18 protein-coding genes are annotated in these 19,098 nt (G+C 40.4%); 13 read left to right on the top strand and 5 right to left on the bottom strand.

The window, feature by feature from the left end:
• The first annotated feature begins 515 nt into the window (after nucleotides 1–515).
• The 4 genes from ACZZZC_RS16200 (at nucleotide 516) to ACZZZC_RS16185 (ending at nucleotide 2,675) form a co-directional block, all read left to right on the top strand.
• Entirely contained in the window at nucleotides 516–995 is a 480-nt protein-coding gene (locus ACZZZC_RS16200; RefSeq protein WP_463483099.1) for a GreA/GreB family elongation factor, read from the top strand.
• A 119-nt stretch (nucleotides 996–1,114) separates the two neighbouring features.
• Complete coding sequence (locus ACZZZC_RS16195; RefSeq protein WP_463487683.1) at nucleotides 1,115–1,513, top strand: GreA/GreB family elongation factor; 399 nt, start codon at nucleotides 1,115–1,117, stop codon at nucleotides 1,511–1,513.
• A 30-nt stretch (nucleotides 1,514–1,543) separates the two neighbouring features.
• Nucleotides 1,544–1,768 carry a hypothetical protein gene (locus tag ACZZZC_RS16190; RefSeq protein ID WP_463483097.1) on the top strand — a complete coding sequence of 75 codons (225 nt, stop codon included), beginning with the start codon at nucleotides 1,544–1,546 and terminating at the stop codon, nucleotides 1,766–1,768.
• A 325-nt stretch (nucleotides 1,769–2,093) separates the two neighbouring features.
• Nucleotides 2,094–2,675 (top strand): HPP family protein, encoded by a 582-nt coding sequence (locus ACZZZC_RS16185; RefSeq protein ID WP_463487682.1) that lies wholly within the window; start codon nucleotides 2,094–2,096, stop codon nucleotides 2,673–2,675.
• Nucleotides 2,676–2,898: 223 nt separating this feature from the next.
• Here the strand turns inward: ACZZZC_RS16185 and ACZZZC_RS16180 are convergent, their stop codons facing one another.
• The 3 genes from ACZZZC_RS16180 to ACZZZC_RS16170 all read right to left on the bottom strand — a co-directional run bounded on the left by ACZZZC_RS16180 (nucleotide 2,899) and on the right by ACZZZC_RS16170 (nucleotide 5,186).
• Nucleotides 2,899–3,246, bottom strand: a complete 348-nt coding sequence (locus ACZZZC_RS16180) for a hypothetical protein (RefSeq protein ID WP_463483095.1) — start codon at nucleotides 3,244–3,246, stop codon at nucleotides 2,899–2,901.
• A gap of 416 nt (nucleotides 3,247–3,662) precedes the next feature.
• Nucleotides 3,663–4,154: a hypothetical protein gene (locus ACZZZC_RS16175; RefSeq protein WP_463487681.1), complete on the bottom strand. Its 492-nt coding sequence runs from the start codon at nucleotides 4,152–4,154 to the stop codon at nucleotides 3,663–3,665.
• A gap of 75 nt (nucleotides 4,155–4,229) precedes the next feature.
• Nucleotides 4,230–5,186 carry a glutamate synthase-related protein gene (locus tag ACZZZC_RS16170; protein WP_463487680.1) on the bottom strand — a complete coding sequence of 319 codons (957 nt, stop codon included), beginning with the start codon at nucleotides 5,184–5,186 and terminating at the stop codon, nucleotides 4,230–4,232.
• An 823-nt stretch (nucleotides 5,187–6,009) separates the two neighbouring features.
• Here ACZZZC_RS16170 and ACZZZC_RS16165 point away from each other — a divergent pair.
• On the top strand, nucleotides 6,010–6,705 hold the full coding sequence (locus tag ACZZZC_RS16165) for an SMUG2 DNA glycosylase family protein (protein ID WP_463483092.1): 696 nt from the start codon (nucleotides 6,010–6,012) through the stop codon (nucleotides 6,703–6,705).
• A gap of 234 nt (nucleotides 6,706–6,939) precedes the next feature.
• Nucleotides 6,940–7,548, top strand: coding sequence for a DUF421 domain-containing protein (locus ACZZZC_RS16160; protein ID WP_463487679.1), 609 nt, complete (start codon nucleotides 6,940–6,942; stop codon nucleotides 7,546–7,548).
• Between the two features lie 354 nt (nucleotides 7,549–7,902).
• Here ACZZZC_RS16160 and ACZZZC_RS16155 read toward each other — a convergent pair whose 3' ends face one another.
• Nucleotides 7,903–8,649 (bottom strand): Crp/Fnr family transcriptional regulator, encoded by a 747-nt coding sequence (locus ACZZZC_RS16155; RefSeq protein WP_463483090.1) that lies wholly within the window; start codon nucleotides 8,647–8,649, stop codon nucleotides 7,903–7,905.
• A 143-nt stretch (nucleotides 8,650–8,792) separates the two neighbouring features.
• Here ACZZZC_RS16155 and ACZZZC_RS16150 point away from each other — a divergent pair, with 143 nt between their 5' ends.
• The 4 genes from ACZZZC_RS16150 to ACZZZC_RS16135 are packed head-to-tail and all read left to right on the top strand — an operon-like array spanning nucleotide 8,793 to nucleotide 11,952.
• Nucleotides 8,793–10,667 carry a chloride channel protein gene (locus ACZZZC_RS16150; RefSeq protein WP_463483089.1) on the top strand — a complete coding sequence of 625 codons (1,875 nt, stop codon included), beginning with the start codon at nucleotides 8,793–8,795 and terminating at the stop codon, nucleotides 10,665–10,667.
• A 10-nt stretch (nucleotides 10,668–10,677) separates the two neighbouring features.
• Nucleotides 10,678–10,899 (top strand): hypothetical protein, encoded by a 222-nt coding sequence (locus ACZZZC_RS16145; RefSeq protein WP_463483088.1) that lies wholly within the window; start codon nucleotides 10,678–10,680, stop codon nucleotides 10,897–10,899.
• A complete protein-coding gene (locus tag ACZZZC_RS16140; RefSeq protein WP_463487678.1) occupies nucleotides 10,881–11,597 on the top strand; it encodes a TetR/AcrR family transcriptional regulator in 717 nt (238 codons plus the stop codon). Before ACZZZC_RS16145 ends, ACZZZC_RS16140 begins: the two co-directional genes overlap by 19 nt.
• Nucleotides 11,598–11,604: 7 nt before the next feature.
• Entirely contained in the window at nucleotides 11,605–11,952 is a 348-nt protein-coding gene (locus ACZZZC_RS16135; protein ID WP_463483086.1) for a hypothetical protein, read from the top strand.
• Between the two features lie 49 nt (nucleotides 11,953–12,001).
• Here the strand turns inward: ACZZZC_RS16135 and ACZZZC_RS16130 are convergent, their stop codons facing one another.
• The gene (locus ACZZZC_RS16130; protein WP_463483085.1) at nucleotides 12,002–12,394 is read right to left on the bottom strand and encodes an RrF2 family transcriptional regulator; all 393 of its coding nucleotides are present in this window, start codon (nucleotides 12,392–12,394) and stop codon (nucleotides 12,002–12,004) included.
• Here ACZZZC_RS16130 and hmpA point away from each other — a divergent pair.
• The 3 genes from hmpA (at nucleotide 12,380) to ACZZZC_RS16115 (ending at nucleotide 19,098) form a co-directional block, all read left to right on the top strand.
• Nucleotides 12,380–13,582 carry an NO-inducible flavohemoprotein gene (gene hmpA, locus ACZZZC_RS16125; RefSeq protein WP_463487677.1) on the top strand — a complete coding sequence of 401 codons (1,203 nt, stop codon included), beginning with the start codon at nucleotides 12,380–12,382 and terminating at the stop codon, nucleotides 13,580–13,582. The genes ACZZZC_RS16130 and hmpA overlap by 15 nt on opposite strands.
• 728 nt (nucleotides 13,583–14,310) lie before the next feature.
• The gene (locus ACZZZC_RS16120; protein ID WP_463483083.1) at nucleotides 14,311–14,703 is read left to right on the top strand and encodes a hypothetical protein; all 393 of its coding nucleotides are present in this window, start codon (nucleotides 14,311–14,313) and stop codon (nucleotides 14,701–14,703) included.
• A gap of 66 nt (nucleotides 14,704–14,769) precedes the next feature.
• Nucleotides 14,770–19,098 (top strand): CusA/CzcA family heavy metal efflux RND transporter, encoded by a 4,329-nt coding sequence (locus ACZZZC_RS16115; RefSeq protein ID WP_463487676.1) that lies wholly within the window; start codon nucleotides 14,770–14,772, stop codon nucleotides 19,096–19,098.

The following is a 19,098-nucleotide window of genomic DNA, read 5'->3' as shown; positions in this document are numbered from 1 at the left end:
AATGAGTAAATGGTAATTTATAATAGCAAATTAATATTCGTTTTTTGAGACTTACAAAAAGGCTTACAACCAAATTCAAAAATCCTTACTTTTTCATTCTATTAAAAGTATAGTAATCAATTTATTGATAATTTCGATTTGCTTCAATGTTGTCAAAATTTTGTTAAAAACATTACCTTGATCATGGATCTTGTGACTTGATACAATTTTTGAATATATTTGATATGTGAGAATTTACTCCAAAAATATTAACCACATAGCTACTTCCCATGCAGAGAAGGGATTATTTGGTGGACATTGTATTTTTCCTCCGTATCCTTACATTTTTCACGACGAGATTTATTATATATCTTCCTTTAAAGATTTTGATAATCTAACCCCAAGCCTTTTATAATCCTTCGGCCTGGGGTTCAGCACCTGTTTTACTGAGACATTTCTTTCAGGATATGATCCAATGTTCCATTTTATCATAATCTATATCGTTAGTTAAATTTAATTAGCCTGAATAGATTTGTATGCCCAGGCTGATATTCAACCTTTATAGGTTGAAATCAATCCCTTTTGAACAAAATTTTTTCACAATAGCTAAATGCTTTAACAATATGGATATGAACTTAAATGAAAACAATGCGGTAGTTATAACCCAGGAGGACTTTGATTTGTTAAAGCCCTATTTCACCAGACAAAAAACGAATTCCCCGGAGATGTCGTTATCGGCGGAACTAAGTAGGGCAGTTATCCTGAAAAGTGATGCTTTTCCACCACATGCCATCAGACTTAACTCGAAAGTCTGGATTCAGGAGGAAAATACCGATAGCCTGGTGGAGCTTACGATAGTATTGCCTCAGCATGCGGACATTAAGCAGAAGAAAATTTCTGTATTAACTCCGATTGCGGCAGCCCTTATTGGATTTCGGAAAGGGGAAACCGTCAGATGGAGGGTTCCTGCAGGAATTAAAATATTTAAGATCATCGATGTCCGGCCACCCATGTAAATTAAAATATGAAACTTATCAAGCAAAAAATCATAATTGTTTTTGAGGATTATGCCTCGGAAAAAGCCATCCGAGGCCCTGATTATTGAAAAATTATTGAACTTAAAAATTAAAACTTTATGTCACAGATTATAGATTCAAATAGCCAGATAGTGCTGACAACGGGAATGTTCGATCTCCTGAAAGCCCAGATAACACGAAAAAAGCTCTCTCCGGAAAACGAAGAGAGAATAAAATCAGGATTAAAGTCCGCCAGGCAAGTCTTACGTAAAGACCTACCCGCCGGTGTTGTAGATGTATACAAGTCAGTAACCATAATTGATATGGAGAACAGTAAGGAGTATACTTATCACTTTGTACCACCAAACGTTGCAAAAACCAAGCATGGGACATTGTCCATATTATCAGATCCCGGGCTTGCATTACTGGGCCATTGCAAGGGTTCTATCATATACTGGCAGACAACAGATGGAGAGAAAAGCTTCCAGATAGAAAATGTATCTGATATTATAGGTTAATCACATTCTGAAGATTTAAATCAATGTTACATGAGAAACGAAGTAAGTGTGCCTCATTGGCGTATAATATGGATTCTGCTGTTTTTGAATGTTGTCTTACTGATTTTTGCACTCTTTGATCAGGGAATATGGTACGTTATAGCCAGTCTTTTTTCTTCAATAGGTATACTTATCTATCACTCAAATAAATTGAGTGGAAAAAGAAAGGGCGTTGAAAGTTCTGTTATTGAAGCTGATAAAATCAGATGGAGGTAAATCTTATTAAGCGTCAGAATTACCGTTATTGGTAGATAATAGTCAGGTCGGATTTGCGGAAACTGTGTAACTTCCGTGATCCGACTTTTTTAATTTAATTCTTATTACTTTTTCCTAAATTTCTTGAAAACAGGTCGAGATTATTAGCCTTTAATGTAAGCTCAAAACATGTAGGATATGGACTTTTTCGCGTGTAAGTTCACAGTTGTTGACGGGAAACTTGGAGAAGTTCCTTGCACGTAGGGCTTAACAAATAGGTGAGACTTAAAATGGAATAACGGAAGAGTTTTACTGAAGATTATTACTTTTGGCAAAATTGTAAATCATGAAAAAAAGGTTACGCAAACATTATCGAAGCGCCAGATATATCTTCTACAAAGAAACGCTAGTAGACAAAAAGGAGCATTTCTGGACCTTTCTCGGCTCATTTTCTGGTATTGCAATTATAGGTCTACTTCATTCCAGAATTCTATCCTCAACGGATAACCTGTCTCTGATAGGATCTTTTGGGGCATCTTCTGTCCTTATTTACGGCATCATCAACAGTCCACTGGCCCAGCCGAGGAATTTAATAGGTGGACATCTTGTCTGCGCCCTTGTAGGTGTCTCTATTCACAAGCTCATTCCCGGCGAGCTCTGGCTTGCTTCTGCCTTATCGGTTTCGTTGTCCATAGTGTTGATGCAGATAACCAAGACCCTGCATCCTCCGGGGGGCGCTACAGCACTCATCGCCAACATTGGCTCTGAAAAAATAACCTCCTTAGGCTACTGGTATGTGCTTAGCCCTGTTTTCTCCGGCGTTGTAATTTTGCTGATTGTGGCCATCTTTTTTAATAACCGCACAACTCACAGAAGCTATCCCATTAATAAAAAATGGTTTCAAATATGGCGAAGATATAAACGGTGATGTGGTGGCCATTTTTAACAAGAGGTGTCCAGAGTGATTCAATGAGACCTGTTGTGCTTATCGAAATAAAATACTTATCCAATGTAGATGACCATATTGTAATATTACCAGTAAAAGACCACCTCATACGGTTTCAATGCGGAGTTGTTTTCGGAATTGAACCAGCCTCTATTATTGTCATTATAAACTGGCTGGGGTTGGTTGAACAGTTGACCAGAATATATCAGGCCTCTTCTTCAAGCAAATACCCAACTTTGTGAAGTAATTCCGGATTGATACACTTAATTTCACCCAATTGCAAATGATGTTGAGCAGAATTGAACTTTTCGATAAAAGCTCCCCCTGAGCCATTTAATTTTAGATATCCTTCTTCGAAATAGAGTTCTTCGACTTCTGCCAAAGAATCCCGAAATCGTAAGTCTAGCAGTTTGGGCTCTTCTTGAGTTTTTCGCATAAGGATCCATCTCGTCAGGTGTACTGTCTGTTCGCCGCCAGGGATTCTGAAGATGATCTCAAGAATCTGGATTTCCGGTCCCGAAAGAAATCGGCATACTTTAAATCTATTGGACATAATGCTAAACTATACTTTTATTTATTAATTTATGATAAATCGTTATCCGGCTCATTCAGGCTGGTTTAAATGATATGGTCAATTATTTAACGATTAACCAAGGATTGAAATACTTTAAGTTTTCGCAGAACCTGGTTACCGCCCAGGTTAAGCCAATAGCGACTCAAATATCAAAAAAAATAGAATCATCTCTGATTTAAATTTACACTGAACAAGCTATGCTTATCCAGTTCGGGTAGTGGAGCTTCGTGGCAACCAGGTTAATCCGGTTAAGCGTCCTTTTTTTCCTCGGACAAATATCCGGTATCGTTTTGTTTATCTCAAGCTAAGGTTGAGATAAACTACATTATAATTGATCTTTTATGTCATATTCCAAATTTCGTTAGGGACTTTTTTTCCTCGCTATTAAAGATCCCTTAGGACGGAAGCTTTCTGCAGGCATTATCAAGAATCATATGATTAACCTTTTTCTCCCAGTCTAACGCCTTTTTTTCACACTCGTCCAAGGTTTGTTTCTCATTCAGGAACCAATCATAGAATGGTATAATGTAGGGGAGCCCGTTCATGGAAATTACCTTAAGAAGGATCAGATCAATATGGCCTGAATCCATAGTGATATCGACTTTTGCAGGAACGCTATCGCTAACCCTGATAATTTCTACCTTTCTATCCTCACTGCCATGGTAAAAAAGTATTCCCTTAGCCTGGTCCAGCCCGAGCGACATTCCATTGAATACTTCTGTCTGCTCAGGGATAGATCCTAATTTTTTGGCTGCCGAGGTTAGTTGGTTGAGCATGTCCTCCTGAATTTCCTTTTTCTTTCTTCTTGCGCTAACTTTCATGCCCGCAATTGCCATTAGAATGAAGAGAAACGATAGCAGACATAATTTTAGCCCGATTATATCCATATTTTTAAGTTTATTTAGCTTTACCAATCTCTTGAAGTATTTTTGCTCCAAATGGACTGTCCAAAGATTTATCCGTTATTTAATTTGGTAATAATTTTTAAGGTTCTTGACGGATGTATTCCCGACCTTCTTCAGAAAACGTTCGGCAGATATGAGATCCACTCCCCCAAATCCACATTCGCCCATTAGCTTGGCAGCGGCTTTAAGGGTATGCGTATGGAAATTTTCTATTAGATATTTCACATCAGCACTTGAACCTAAGGGTGAGTTCAACTTGCCTTTTAGCAGCCATTCAAAAGGCGTCTGGGTAATACAACTGTCTGCACCAAAACTCAGGGCCCTCAAAAGTTCGAATTCCGAAACAAATTTCCCGGAGGCGATTATTTTCGTGTCAAGCTCAAAGTATCTTAATGTTTGCTTTGCATCGTTTATTGACTTCATAAAATTTTCCTCGATGTCTGTCAGAACATTTATTCCACTCTCTGTCGTGCCGCAACATCTTTCCTCGATAGTTATGAAATCAATTTTTATATCTCTTAACCAAAGATTTTCAAAAATAGCCTCTAGATGAATTTTATCAGGCGACTTAAGCGAAATTCCTATAGGTTTTTCAACGGCTACCGATTTCAGTTTTTCCAGAAAGTAAGTCATTTTTTCCAGGTTAAAAATGCTTTGGTGATTAAATAGATCTGCAACAGGAATGTCTATCTCAATCAACTTGATGTAGCTACGGGTCAAGGTTTTTAGAAATACTTTGTCCGAAAGGGCATTCTCTATATTGCCATGCCTGCTGTAATCCTTCTCCCTAACCCGCCAGATCAGGTCTCCACCACCCCTTAATAATCCGGATGTTAGACCCTGCTCCCGGGTATGAACCATACAGCCAAGTTTTTTTGCGACTGCAGAAAGGATGAATGAATAGCGATCGGTGTTTTCGGCAAAATCACCTAACCCAATATTAAGCAGATTAACATTATACCTTCCTGTCCCCGAGGATCCACCGATAGATGAGCATAAGTCGCTCGTATCCACATTTACTTGTTCGATTCCGAGGCGAAGGCACTCATAGCCCTTTTGCAGTGGAGAACGCAGATTGTTGGCAATAGATTCAGTAGATTCTCCAACAGCTCTTTTAAATACGGTATTTTTCTGATCTTCGATCCACCGCGGGGCCTTGGGAGAGAAAAAGAAACCAATTTGTTGATTGAAACGAACGCAGATTTTTTGATTTTCAAAAATGAAATCCTGAAAAATCTTAAAATATATGATCCTTTATAAAAAAATGCAAGGGTAAGGGAGAAGACAATGAAGGAAACCTCAGGTAAAAGAAACAAAAAAAATATAAACACAATAACCGATAAGAGCAAATAATAAAAATTACGCCCATTGCAGGCCGTCGGCCTGAACTTTAGAAAACCCATAAATCAGCAGTAAGATAAAACCTTGGACACTTTTACAGCCCCTAAACATAATTAGTTTGGGGCGGAGCCAAGAAAGTCTTTACTGGTTTTAAGAAAGCAGTATCGTAAAACTGCAGTCGGAAAAAAAGAGGCATACCGGATGCTTCTATTCCAAAAGATATTTATCCTCGAAAATAACAACCTGTACCCGGATGAACTTTTTTTCAGTTTCATAGAGGCTGCCAATATCCGATTTTTAAGGTTGCAAACGTCTTTTATTAATATTTTTTACTTGAAGATGTTATTTATTCATGTTTGCGAGATAGTGTCAATTCAGAAGGAATGCTAATAAAATGAAAAAGATACTAAAAATCATTTTATCTTTATTCGATGGTGATCAAACCTTAATCTAATGATTTCTTCTAAAAAATATTTTTTACTTAAATTAAAAAAGAATGCTCAAGAATTTTGGGGATAGGGTGATAGATTTCAATTGTCAATTACATTACACACCAAAACTCCCCGAAGGCTTCCGTGTCCTGAATCCTTATTTTGATAATCCGGAAACGCTGTTGGTCATGAGGGAATTTTATCATAAGTTTTACCACGATACCAATATACGAAAGTTTATTATTGGCATAAATCCGAGTCGTAAGGGAGCGGGTATAACCGGAATACCCTTTACAGATACCAAAAGGCTTGATAGTGTATGCGGCATCAAAATGCAATCAGCCCACACACACGAAATATCTTCAGTTTTTATCTATGACATGATTGCTCAGTTTGGGGGAGCGAAGGAGTTTTATGGTCAATTTTACATTAATTCACCTTTCCCATTAGCCATTGTTAAATTAACAAAGGAACATAATTGGGTAAATGCCAATTATTATGACGATCCTAATTTGTTCGAGACGGTTAAGGAATATATGATTGATACATTAAGGAAACATATCGATATGGGCCTGGACGTTTCAGAAGTCTTTGTACTGGGAAAGAAGAACGCAGGTTTCATACATAAATTAAACAAGGAAGCTAAGCTATTCGAACGCTTAAAAATATTGGAACACCCACGATTCATTCAGCAGTATAAATCAAAAGACAAGCAATTTTATATTGATAAGTATATCCTGAGTTTCAATGATTTATTCTAAAGCTGGGTTCTATCATTCAAATATGGGCAAAAGAGTTGAAATGCTCTTTTCAATAAGATCCTGGCGGGTCCTTGCAAAAGATAAATTGAATTCCTTAGTTTGTGAGAGTATTAGGATACGGTATATATAACCCAATTAACTTACTTACATGTCATAGGATATGGACTGGCACAGAATCTTCTTTAGTGATCAAAAAACATCTTTTTTTTAGAAATCTTACTTCGTACACCGATAATGTTTCTCGTTACACTTGCAGTGTTGAGGTTCACCGGAAAACGGGGCGGGCAGCAACTTTCGATATTCGAGGTGGTGATGATTATAACGCTGGGCTCGGCGGCTGGTGATGCAATGTTTTACCAGGAGGTAGGGTTACTACATGCAATTGCGGTGTTCGCAATTGTATTCATTATGTATAGGATTGTAATATTCATTATCATAAGAAACGATAAGGCTGAAATCATCCTGGAAGGTGGCCCGGTATATATAATACGAAATGGCCTGCTGTGTTTGAAGGAAATGAATGGAGATGAGATGGGTACTGACGAATTTTTTGCTGAGTTCAGGGTGTTAAATGTTAGCCATTTAGGGCAGGTTAACTGTGCAATTCTAGAAGCAAATGGAAAAATCAGCATCTTCTTTAGGCCTGATAGTGAAGTTGTTCCAGGATTGCCCATACTTCCTGATCAATTAGCTGGGTTCATCCAAATTATTGATAAAAAAGGGGTTTACTCATGTATTTCCTGCGGTTTCACAAAGGAGCTATTCCCTCAGCCAGAAACCCTATGCGAAATCTGCCGTTCAGATAAGTGGGTGTTGTCAAAAGCTGATCGCCGTATTGTGTAATTAGCAGTTCAAGCGGTTAAGTATATTCATCGGATATCCAGAAAATGTTTACAATAGGCAAGCTGAATTTGTGTTTTCGTATGGTTTCGTGATCCCAATTATTGCCAAATACGTAAATTCTATAGTATCCACGCATAGTATTATTTATTCTAATTATCGTTCTTGATTGTTATCAGTTAGGCAGATGGATATTTTGCTTATATTGTAAATACCTTCTTAAAGTAATTTCCTCAGGGCGGATAATCGTTAAATGAGCTATTATTTCCACTCAAATTGTTTTTTGATGATGGGTTTTTTATCTGCGGTATATAAAACGGAACTTTTTCCTCCAGGCCAATCGTGGATGCGATAAATTTAACTCTTTAAAGGATCAAGCTTTACAAGACTTTGAAGGTACGGCTCATCTGAAATGAAGATTCGTTTTTCGAATGTTTGAATCTTTCCTGAAGCAGAAAACTCATTTATCACCTTGAAAAGGGTCTCATAGGTCGTGCCTGAATAGGATGCCATATCCTGCCGTGAAAGATCTATATCAATAAATCCTTTTCTGTCCAGCCCAAATTGTTTTTTGAGCATCAGAAAGGTATTTGCGATCCTCGCCCTTACAGACATATGCGCCATGTTTCTCATCATCTTCTGGGATTCCTGGAGTTCATTGGCAAAAAACTGCATCAGATCAATGGTTAGCCCTGGATTTATCCTCAGGGAGGAATTAAAGAAATCAAGCCCGACAAAACATACAGTAGCTGTGGAAAGCGCTGTTGCCGAAACCGGATAAACCGGATTTTTGCCCAGGCCTAAATGACCGATGATATCACCTAATAGTGCAAATCTGGTGATAATTTCCTTTTCCCGGTCCCAACGTTTATGCACCTTTATCACTCCGGAATAAATAAAATAAATTCCTTCAACCGCCTCTCCTTCACGAAATACCGATTGTCCTTTTTTGAGCTGGTAAGTTTTTCTTTGTTGGGCAATAGCTGGTAGCCAGTCTTTTACACATCTGCTGCATAGATAGCAGTGATCAACGCCACATCCTTCTGGTATTTCCCTCATAAATTGATTTTGATTTTCTTTGGGTAAAGGTAATAATTTATTCATAACCGATAAAATATCAGTAATATTGTTTTAACAATATTATAAGCTATTTATTATTATTGAAATAGTATTAAAATATTGTTTTAATAATATTTAATTTTCTATTTCTGTAATTTATACAGTATCTTTGCTTTATAAGAAATCAAATGGAAAGAATATCAAAAAACCGAATACCTATTTCACCCTTTTTAGATACATTAAAAAAAAACGGGTTTAGTGGCTCAGGGCCGGGCCTGGCCAAAAAACGACTTTTCTATATATCGACACTCTCCGTAGCGGTTGCGCTGGTAATCAGCGCAGTAGCCAAAGTTCTGGTATCGCTAATTAACCTGGTTACCAATATCTCTTTCTTCGGGACAATGGACCTTGCCTTTCGCAGTCCCTCTGAAAACCAACTTGGCCTATGGGTAATTCTTGTTCCAGTATTAGGAGGAATCCTGGTAGGATTGATGGCACTTTATGGCTCAAAGGCGATCCGCGGGCATGGAATCCCCGAAGCGATGGAACAGGTGCTCACGAACCAAAGCCGGATCAAGCCTGCTATCGCCATCCTTAAACCCGTATCCTCGGCTATCGCGATCGGAACGGGGGGTCCGTTCGGGGCTGAAGGCCCTATCATTGCCACGGGTGGTGCGTTAGGCTCTACGCTGGGACAGCTCATGCATATCACACCAAACGAGCGCAAGATTATCCTTGCTGCTGGAGCAACGGCCGGGATGTCCGCTATTTTCGGAACACCCATTGCAGCCATTTTCCTGGCAATCGAACTTCTCTTGTTTGAGTTTTCTCCAAAAGCCATTATACCTGTTGCGCTAGCCTGCATCACCGGGGCAGCCGGGCACCATTTGTTATTTGAATCAGGACCGGTATTTCCAATGTCCGAGCTTTCGGCTCCCTCAAACCAGGCATTAGGCATTTACAGTCTGGTAGGTGTATGCATCGGTCTATTAGCGGTTGGGCTCACCAAAGTTGTCTACCTTATTGAAGACACCTTTGAAAAGGTTCCCATTCACTGGATGTGGTGGCCGGCATTGGGGGGGATAGCGGTAGGTTTGATCGGGTTCATCTCGCCGCATACGCTTGGAGTTGGGTATGATAACATTATAAACCTACTTTCAGGCAAACTCTCTCTGGCAGTTATGATCAGTTTGTGTATATTCAAGTTTCTCTCATGGGCTATCGCGCTGGGAAGCGGCACTTCAGGGGGTACCCTCGCGCCGCTTATGACTATTGGCGGGGCAACGGGTGCGATTATAGGATATCTTATTTTGAGCTTTTTTCCCGGAGCAGGTATTAGTGTTCCAATGACTGCACTCGTTGGTATGTCCGCAATGTTTGCCGGCGCCTCTCGGGCCTATCTTACCAGTATAGTTTTTTCCCTTGAAGCAACCCATCAGATCAATGGCCTTCTACCGCTCCTGGGCGCTTGTACCGGGGCATACCTGGTTTCATTTTTTTTGATGCAGAACACGATAATGACTGAAAAGATTGCCAGGCGGGGAGTGCTAACACCCGATGCTTACGGACCGGATCCGCTGGCTTCGCTGACTGTCAGGGATGTGCTCAAAAAACAATCTCTTCTTATTAGCCTGGAAGATACGTTGGGAGCGGTTCGATCAAAGATCCAATCATTGGCTGGACATGAGCTGAGTTATGCGGTAACTGATGATGGAAAGTTTAAGGGAACCTTGATTACAGCTGATATATTTAGATCGGGTCTCGATACGCAGGCGAGCGTTTCCAGCTTGGTAGATAATAATACTACCAGTTTAAGGCTCAACGATAGTTTACAAAAAGCAATTCGGTTAATAACCACCAGTGGGCAGGATGGGGTACCTGTGTATGATCAGAACGATAATGATAGATTCTGTGGTTTATTGTCCAGTAGGGATATTTTGTCAAGCTATTATAACCTCCGGCACTCGAGTGAAACCCGTGGCAGGAATCTTTCCTACAGCATGCAGCGCAAGAAGGCCCTCTCAAAAGGCAGAAAACTGTTAAACAGAAAAACGAAATATTAGCAACAGAGTTATGAAAAAAGCAAGTTATCTATTGACTGCACTAGGAATATTAGCCTGTGTAGTGGGATTTTTCACTTTTACCGACCTAAAAACAATCAACCCCGTGGACTCCCATCCCTGGACGATCAATATAAATGGCATCCGGTCCTTCCCATGGCTTGAATTTACCGGAGGACTATTGATTGCCCTTGGTGGAATTTTCAATGTAGCAACATGGCATCAGAAAAAATAAAGGGTTCATTGAAAACCGGGAGTGCGATTTCGGCGGTTTGCTGGGGAGCTGTAAATGGTTGTGGCAATATAAATACATTGCCCTTAAAAAAGCTTCGACTGCTTAAGGCTGCAGAAAGATGCTTTGCGGAAAAAGGGTACTACCATACCACAATACGGGAGGTGGCCGCCATCGCGGGTACAAACTCCTGTATGATAAATTATTACTTTGGCTCCAAGCAAAACCTGCTTCTGGGTATCATCGGGCTCAGGGCAAAGACGTTTGAAGAACTGATAGCTAAAAGCAAGGCACGCACCCGCTCTCCATTAGAGACGCTGTTGGTATTATCCGAGCTTATGATAAAAAAAGTGTTCAATGAACCAGCCTTTCATAAGCTTCTCATACAACTCTATACAATAGGCGAACACGGAGAAGGGCTTGCTTATCTTTACAGGATAAAACACAAGAATCAGCTTTATATCGCCGATATATTAAGACTCGGAATCGAATCCGGGACTTTTTCAGAACATGCCGATCCGGAATCGGTGGCAGGAGTAATAACATCTGTGGCCAATCATTATCTTCTCAATATGCGATATTTTAAGTGGAGTGCAGGGAAAAGCTGTTCAGAAAGGACCTTTACCGCAGAAATGCTTCCCTGGGCTGTTGCAGAAGCTCAGTTGTTGATTAAGGCGCTGACTTATATAAAAGGAAAATGATGATACTATGAGAGCAAAGGAAAAACCATTGAAAAAGGTGCTGTTTACACTTAACAGAAAAGGCTATACCCTGCACTTCGGTCAAGCTGAGCGTGCGGCTACTGCCTGGGGTGTCCACACACCTTATCCTTCGGAACTGGAGTATGAGGTAAAAGAAATCATAGACTGTTATAGTGATGATGAGGGAGAAGAAACCTTTATGACTGTTTTCGCTGTACAGACTATAAGGTTTGGGCTAAAGGGAATCATCATTAAGTCCCTCCGACATGAGAAGTATTGGACTCTTGCGGAGATCTGCAATAAGTTTCAAGCCCTCTGGTTGTCTATGAAAATATATTTTAAAGGCTTTAGTTAATTCCTTTAGCTTTGCAAATGTCACTTAAAGTTAGCTATAAGTTTTGTATTTATCTTTTTAAGGAAAACAATCCATTCATCAACTCTTCATTAAACCCGTTGATCGTTGTGCTGGAGAGCAAATCATGAAGTTGAGCTCTTAGAGCTTTAAACTGCTCATGCAATGGACAGGGATTGATCTCTGAACATTGCTTCAATCCCAGTGCGCAACCGTAAAAAAGTCCATTGCCATCTACTGCCTCCACAATATCGCTTAAAGGTCGATTTAGGGAGCCATCATCAATATAAAACCCTCCGTTTGGGCCCTTTGTCGAACTGATCAACCCCTTACGACTCAAGTCCTGTAAGATCTTGGCCAGATATAGTTCTGGCGATTCAATCGCTACCGCGATTTCCTTTAGCCCAACTTTATGTTCTAATGAAGATTTATGACTTACGAACAAAAGGAATTAGTAAAAGGGACCGTTCCAATTTTAAGGGAACATGGCGTGGCACTGACCACGTATTTTTATAACCGCATGCTAAGCGGAAACCCGGAATTAAAAAATGTTTTTAATAGCGCCAATCAACAGAATGGAGCGCAGCCGACAGCGCTTGCCATGTCTGTACTTGCATATGCGGAACATATCGACAATCCCGGCGTTTTAGCTCATGCCGTAAACAGGATAGCCAATAAGCATGTCAGCCTGGATATACGCCCGGAACAATATGCTATTGTGGGAAAACATCTACTGGCTTCAATAAGTGAGGTACTGGGTGAGGGCGCAAGTCCTGCCTTGATCGAGGCCTGGGGGATGGCTTATGACCAGCTAGCTGGAATTATGATTGGAACAGAGGCTCATCTGTACAGCAAGTCGGCAAACAAAGAAGGGGGTTGGAGCAGCTGGCGACCGTTTGAGATTAAAAGAAAAATGCAGGAATCACAGGAGATCACTTCCTTTTATCTTTACCCATCGGATGGTGGTAAAGTAGCTGATTTTTTACCTGGACAATATATTACAGTTCGCTTATATCTACCGGAATTAAAGGTACTTCAACCCCGCCAGTACAGCATTTCCTGTGCTCCAAATGGTGAGTATTATCGTATATCTGTGAAGAAAGAATATGGTAAGAATGAACGTCCGGCGGGCTACATCAGCAACCTGCTGCATAACCAGATTAAAGAAGGAGATATCATTGAGGTAGCCCCACCATCTGGTGATTTTACGTTTGACATTCATGCTAAAACCCCGGTGGTATTCATTAGCGGAGGTGTTGGTATTATACCTTTTATGAGCATGGTTGAATCATTAATTGCTTCTGGCAATGACAGACCCATCACCTGGATACATGGTTCCAGGAGTTACGAGGTGCATGCTTTCAGAGATAGAGTAACTGAATTAAGCGCAAGTCATGGCTGCATGTCTGTGCATACTTTCTATGACCGTCTCGAGCGGGAAACAAATGATAAACATTACGAAGGATATGTTGACCTTAGTCAGCTAAAAAGTGAGATTACACCTGATGCAGAGTTTTATATCTGCGGCCCAGGTGTATTTATCAAAAAACATGTGCAGTACCTGCTTTCCCTGGGCATACCGAAGGATATGATTCACTTTGAGGAATTTGGCCCTGCTATTTTAGCAATATAATATAAGCCAGAACTTTGGAAGCTAGCTTGATATATAGCCTTATGCTGTTCATATCCCTTTAATTATAAATCAATACCTAGCATTCCGCTTTGATTTCTTAAAGAATGATAAACAAACAATAATACCGGTCAAAAAAGGTATTTTAACCGTTTTAATCAAAATCTTTTTCTTATGTTAATGGTATAACTCTCACTAGATGGATGATATAAGATTAACGACTCTTTTGGGGAGGACGTTTCCAATAGCTGGCATTGTCTTTCTTCTTCTGAGTATATTTGCTTTTTATCATGGATGCATTCAATGTGATGTGATTGACCACAAACTGCTTTTGTTAGGTATTTTTTTTATTGTTCTATCAATAGATGTAAGGGCATCTATTGATGAAATTTATATGAAAGCATAATGATGCCGCTCCACGTATCAAAATCCTAACAATTGTCGCAAAACCTTAATAATTTGTTTGTGAAATTGCTTTAAATAATCATATTTATATTGAAACGAGCAGAATTCATGTTTTTCTGTTGTACAAATTCTCATAAACTCATTTCAATAAACGAATAGGTCCTGTGGGTGTTTGATAATTATCAGCTAAAAATATTCGTTTTTGAGACGATTTTTATTGCTGGGATTGCAGAGGTGAAATCATCCAAATACGCCGGCCATGGTTGTAACACAAAAGTGAGACTCGACTCTTTTATCATCTACACTTTTTGGCTAACTTTGAACCATTGAAAAAGCGCATTACTTTTACTCTTCTGGTGCTGTATTTGTTTTCTGCTACGGAATTCAGGGAAATACTGAAGCTACCCGTGCTGTTTCAACATTTCAGTGAGCACAAGCAGCTTAAGCAGAATTTAAGTTTTTTCGTTTTCGTATATGATCATTATAATTCTGTACCACATACTGATAATGATCAGGAAAGAGACGATCAGCTACCGTTCAAGACCATTGACATGAGTGGTTTTTTAACGCCTGCAATTCCTGTTTCGCATTTTAATACTTTCGAAAAGGCTGTTAGAATAATTATCAAAAATGATACTTTCCATTACACGGAAGGCTATATTCCAAGTCCGGATACAGTTAAAATCTGGCAACCTCCCAAAAGCATTTCCGTAATCTAGGTTTAGGACATGCCCTCTTTTTGTGGTCATTCCTTTTTTAATTGAGAAAGATCATATTCATTTTTTATGCTTAATAAAATCATTGGGTTTTCTGTGAAGAATAAACTCATCGTGGCGTTGTTTACCATCGCCCTAATTATATATGGAGTTTTTGAGCTCTTTAAATTGCCGGTAGATGCTGTACCCGATATTACCAATAATCAAGTGCAAATCATTACCGTAGCACCCTCTTACGGCGCAACAGATATTGAGCGCTTGGTCACTTTTCCTGTAGAACAGGCTAGCAGCAATATTGCAGGGATCAAGGAAATTAGGAGTTATAGCCGGTTCGGTTTATCACTTGTTACACTGGTTTTCAATGATGATGTAGATGTTTATTGGGCCAGGCAGCAGGTTTCAGAACGACTCATCGTTGTACAGGAATCCATTCCAGATGGAATTGGAAAACCCGAAATGGGCCCCATATCAACGGGGTTGGGGGAAATTTACCAATATGTTGTCAGGCCGGAAAAAGGTTATGAGGGTAAGTACGACATTACCGAACTTCGAACTATTCAAGACTGGGTAGTTCGCCGTCAGTTGCTTGGGGTGAAAGGTGTTGCCGAAGTGAGCAGTTTTGGTGGTAAACAGAAACAATATCAAGTTACTATCAGTCCTGGTAAGTTGCAATCGCATGGAATTACCATCGCCGATATTTTTGATGCGCTGGAAAGCAATAACCAGAATACCGGCGGGGCTTATATTGAGAAGCAATCTACCGTGCTTTACATCAGTAGTGAGGGATTGATTGGCAACAAGGAAGATATCGAGAATGTGGTAATCAGGAGCAACAAGGGTGGTGCGCCTTTACTGATCAGAGACGTTGCAGAAGTAGTAATTGGTTCTGCAACCAGATACGGCGCACTTACCTATAACAACCAGGGAGAAGTTTCTGGTGCAATTGTGATGATGCTAAAAGGAGCCAATAGTAATGTGGTAATTAAAAGTATCAAAGAAAAGATTGCCGAAATCCAGAAAACCCTGCCCAAAGGCGTAGTTATTGAACCTTTCCTGGATCGTACCAATATGGTAACCAATGCAATCAGTACTGTACAGACCAATTTATTGGAGGGTGCACTGATCGTGGTTTTCGTGCTCGTACTATTTTTGGGAAATTTCAGAGCTGGTTTGCTTGTGGCATCTGTTATCCCTCTATCTATGCTTTTTGCTGTCATCATGATGAACCTTTTCGGGGTTAGCGGAAACTTAATGAGCCTTGGCGCTTTGGATTTTGGTTTGATTGTAGACGGAGCCGTCATTATCGTAGAGGCAGTCATGCATCAGCTTAGCCACAATAAACGGTTTGCAGGTCTAACCATGCTTTCTCAGCAGGAAATGGATAAGCAAGTAAAAAGTGCCTCTTCAAAAATGATGAACAGTGCGGTCTTTGGACAAATTATTATCCTAGTGGTTTATCTGCCCATTTTTGCCTTACAAGGTATTGAGGGGAAGATGTTTAAACCAATGGCGCAAACAGTGGCCTTTGCCCTGCTCGGGGCATTTATTCTCTCATTAACTTACATCCCGATGTTGAGCAGTATTTTCCTGAGCAAAAAGATTAAAACCAAGCAAAACTTTTCAGATCAGATAATGGGTAAAATCGAATATCGATATCAATCCTTACTAACAAGGGCATTGCGAATCCCTAAGATCATCATCGGGTTCGTTGTTTTTCTATTCGTGATTGCTGTTTTTCTGCTTAGCAGGATGGGCGGCGAATTTATTCCATCAATTGAGGAAGGTGACTACGCGGTTGAAACCAGGGTGCTTTCGGGGAGTAGCCTTAATACTACAATGGAAAATGTACAAAAAGTTGCAGGTATTCTGAAATCGAGGTTTCCGGAGGTGATCAATGTAGTGACCAAAATAGGAAGCAGTGAAGTACCTACCGAACCTTTGCCAATGGATATGGGTGATATGATCATCAATCTGAAACCCAAATCGGAATGGACAACATCTAAATCTTTCGATGAACTTTCTGAAAAGATGGGCGCAGCGGCAGCCGAAGTTCCAGGGGTAACCACTAGTTTTCAGTTTCCGGTACAGATGAGGTTTAATGAGCTCATGACTGGTGCCAGGCAGGATGTGGTGTGTAAGATTTTTGGCGAAAACCTGGATACGCTGGGGATTTTTGCCAAGCAGTTGGGGAACCTGGTCAAAACTGTAGATGGCACCACTGAATTGTATGTGGAGCAGATTACGGGTACACCTCAGATCGTGATTAAATACAACCGGGCAGCTATCGCACAGCACGGTTTGAATATCTCAGAAATCAACAGAAATATTAATGCAGCATTTGCTGGCCAGAGTACCGGGCTGGTATTTGAAGGAGAAAGACGGTTTGATCTAGTGGTGAGGTTGCAACACGATCAGCGGAAAGATATTCAGGATGTTCAGAATTTACTGATCCCGACACCTGCCGGAATACAGATTCCCTTAAACCAGGTGGCATCAGTGGCATTGGTCGATAGTCCGAGCCAGATTCAGCGTGAAGATACGCGACGAAGAATATTGGTTGGTTTTAATGTGAACGGCAGAGATGTGGAAAGTATTGTGGAAGAACTTCAGGAGAAGGTAGCAGCGCAGATTAATTTGCCTACGGGCTATACTGTTAGCTTTGGCGGCTCATTTGAAAACCTCAATGAGGCGAAATCACGTTTATCTGTTGCGGTACCGGTTTCATTGGTGCTGATATTTTTACTCTTGTACTTTGCGTTTAATTCCATTAAATATGGCCTGCTGATCTACACTGCCATTCCACTTTCGGCAATCGGAGGAATTTTTCTGCTTTCCATCCGGGGAATGCCTTTTAGCATCAGTGCCGGCGTCGGCTTCATAGCACTTTTTGGAATTGCGGTACTCAACGGAATCGTTTTGGTGGCAGAATTCAACCGGATCAAAAATTCCGGAGAAACCGATTTAAGAAAAATTGTAACCAACGGAACGGTAACCCGGCTGAGACCTGTACTGATGACCGCTTTTGTGGCATCACTTGGTTTTTTGCCTATGGCGCTAAGTAATGGTGCAGGTGCATCCGTCCAAAGACCTTTGGCGACAGTGGTAATCGGTGGGTTGATGATTGCCACACTACTCACTTTGTTTGTACTACCTGTTCTTTATATTGCTTTTGAAAAAGGCATTAGGGCAAAAGTTGCAAAACCGGTTATTACCTCGCTTTTGGTGTTGATAGCTTTTCTGCCAGCCAGCGCTCAACGAAGAATTTCTGTTGAAGAAGCCGTTGAAACGGCCGTGGCGAATAATTTATTGATCAAAAACCGTCAATTGAGGGCAGAACAGGCCAAGCTGCTCATCAACACAGGAAGTAATTTTCCAAAAACTGTAGTTGGGGCAGAGTACGGAAAGTTCAATAGTCCGCTTAGAGATGATAAGTTCAGCATCTCTCAAAGTTTCAGTTTGCCAACTGTATACAACAGGCAAACCAGACAGCTGAGCGAGGAGTGGAAGGCTATTTTGATGGAGGTGAATGTGAAAGAAGCCGAGATTAAAAAAATCACAAGGTCTGTATTTTATGAGCTGATGGTGATTGATGAGAGGGAGAAGGTGTTGAAAAGAATGGACTCGGCCTATACCGCATTTTTAAGGGTTGCTGCATCGCGACTTAAAGCCGGGGAAACCAATATACTCGAAAGGGCATCTGCCGAAAATCAGCTGTCGCAGTTAAAAATCCAAGAGAAAAACCTTGTTCATGAAAAAGAATTACGGTTACGAGAACTCATGCTTTTAATGAATACCAATGAAAAACCTGTTCCCATTTCAGATAAGTTAAAACTGGATGTACCACCAGATGACAGTTCATCACTTGCATCCCATCCTGATTTGAATTTGCAACGGCAGCAGGAACAGGTTGCAGCAGCAGCAATCAAAGCAGAAAGTGCAAAGCTCTTCCCTGATGTTTCTCTGGCATACAATAATATGAGCCTGCAGGATGGGATCCGTTATGACCGTGGGAACAGGTTTCAATCCGTTCAGCTTGGTATAGAAATCCCGGTATTTGCTGGTGCCCAGCGGGCCAGGATAAAATCTGCCAGAACGCAACAGCTGATTGCTAAAAATGATACGGATTACCGTAACAAACAGTTGCGTGCAGAATTTGAAAGTGTAACCAGGCAGGTAGGTCAGTATGCAGATATAGTTGAAGAATATGAGAACACTGCGTTAAAAAATGCAGTTGCCGTAACGCTGACATTGGATAGACAGCTTAAAATCGGAGAGATCAACTATCTGGAATGGACCATCCTCAATCAACAATCTTTACAGGTGCAGCTCGATTATTTTGACGCAGTAAAAAACCTGAACAACAGCATTATCAATTTAAATTATCTTCTATCAAAATAA

Source organism: Pedobacter sp. AC212 (assembly GCF_979258625.1).
Note: the sequence above shows the minus strand (reverse complement) of the source record. Positions and strands in the feature narration are given on the sequence as shown.

What these genes read in the sequence shown, in the direction of transcription:
- ACZZZC_RS16160 (WP_463487679.1), top strand. Translation starts at nt 6,940, where the DNA reads ATGTTTCTCGTTACACTTGCAGTGTTGAGGTTCACCGGAAAACGGGGC.
- ACZZZC_RS16165 (WP_463483092.1), top strand. Translation starts at nt 6,010, where the DNA reads ATGCTCAAGAATTTTGGGGATAGGGTGATAGATTTCAATTGTCAATTA.
- ACZZZC_RS16155 (WP_463483090.1), bottom strand. Translation starts at nt 8,649, where the DNA reads ATGAATAAATTATTACCTTTACCCAAAGAAAATCAAAATCAATTTATG.
- ACZZZC_RS16175 (WP_463487681.1), bottom strand. Translation starts at nt 4,154, where the DNA reads ATGGATATAATCGGGCTAAAATTATGTCTGCTATCGTTTCTCTTCATT.
- ACZZZC_RS16145 (WP_463483088.1), top strand. Translation starts at nt 10,678, where the DNA reads ATGAAAAAAGCAAGTTATCTATTGACTGCACTAGGAATATTAGCCTGT.
- hmpA (WP_463487677.1), top strand. Translation starts at nt 12,380, where the DNA reads ATGACTTACGAACAAAAGGAATTAGTAAAAGGGACCGTTCCAATTTTA.
- ACZZZC_RS16150 (WP_463483089.1), top strand. Translation starts at nt 8,793, where the DNA reads ATGGAAAGAATATCAAAAAACCGAATACCTATTTCACCCTTTTTAGAT.
- ACZZZC_RS16200 (WP_463483099.1), top strand. Translation starts at nt 516, where the DNA reads ATGCCCAGGCTGATATTCAACCTTTATAGGTTGAAATCAATCCCTTTT.
- ACZZZC_RS16195 (WP_463487683.1), top strand. Translation starts at nt 1,115, where the DNA reads ATGTCACAGATTATAGATTCAAATAGCCAGATAGTGCTGACAACGGGA.
- ACZZZC_RS16135 (WP_463483086.1), top strand. Translation starts at nt 11,605, where the DNA reads ATGAGAGCAAAGGAAAAACCATTGAAAAAGGTGCTGTTTACACTTAAC.
- ACZZZC_RS16180 (WP_463483095.1), bottom strand. Translation starts at nt 3,246, where the DNA reads ATGTCCAATAGATTTAAAGTATGCCGATTTCTTTCGGGACCGGAAATC.
- ACZZZC_RS16115 (WP_463487676.1), top strand. Translation starts at nt 14,770, where the DNA reads ATGCTTAATAAAATCATTGGGTTTTCTGTGAAGAATAAACTCATCGTG.
- ACZZZC_RS16185 (WP_463487682.1), top strand. Translation starts at nt 2,094, where the DNA reads ATGAAAAAAAGGTTACGCAAACATTATCGAAGCGCCAGATATATCTTC.
- ACZZZC_RS16140 (WP_463487678.1), top strand. Translation starts at nt 10,881, where the DNA reads ATGGCATCAGAAAAAATAAAGGGTTCATTGAAAACCGGGAGTGCGATT.
- ACZZZC_RS16190 (WP_463483097.1), top strand. Translation starts at nt 1,544, where the DNA reads ATGAGAAACGAAGTAAGTGTGCCTCATTGGCGTATAATATGGATTCTG.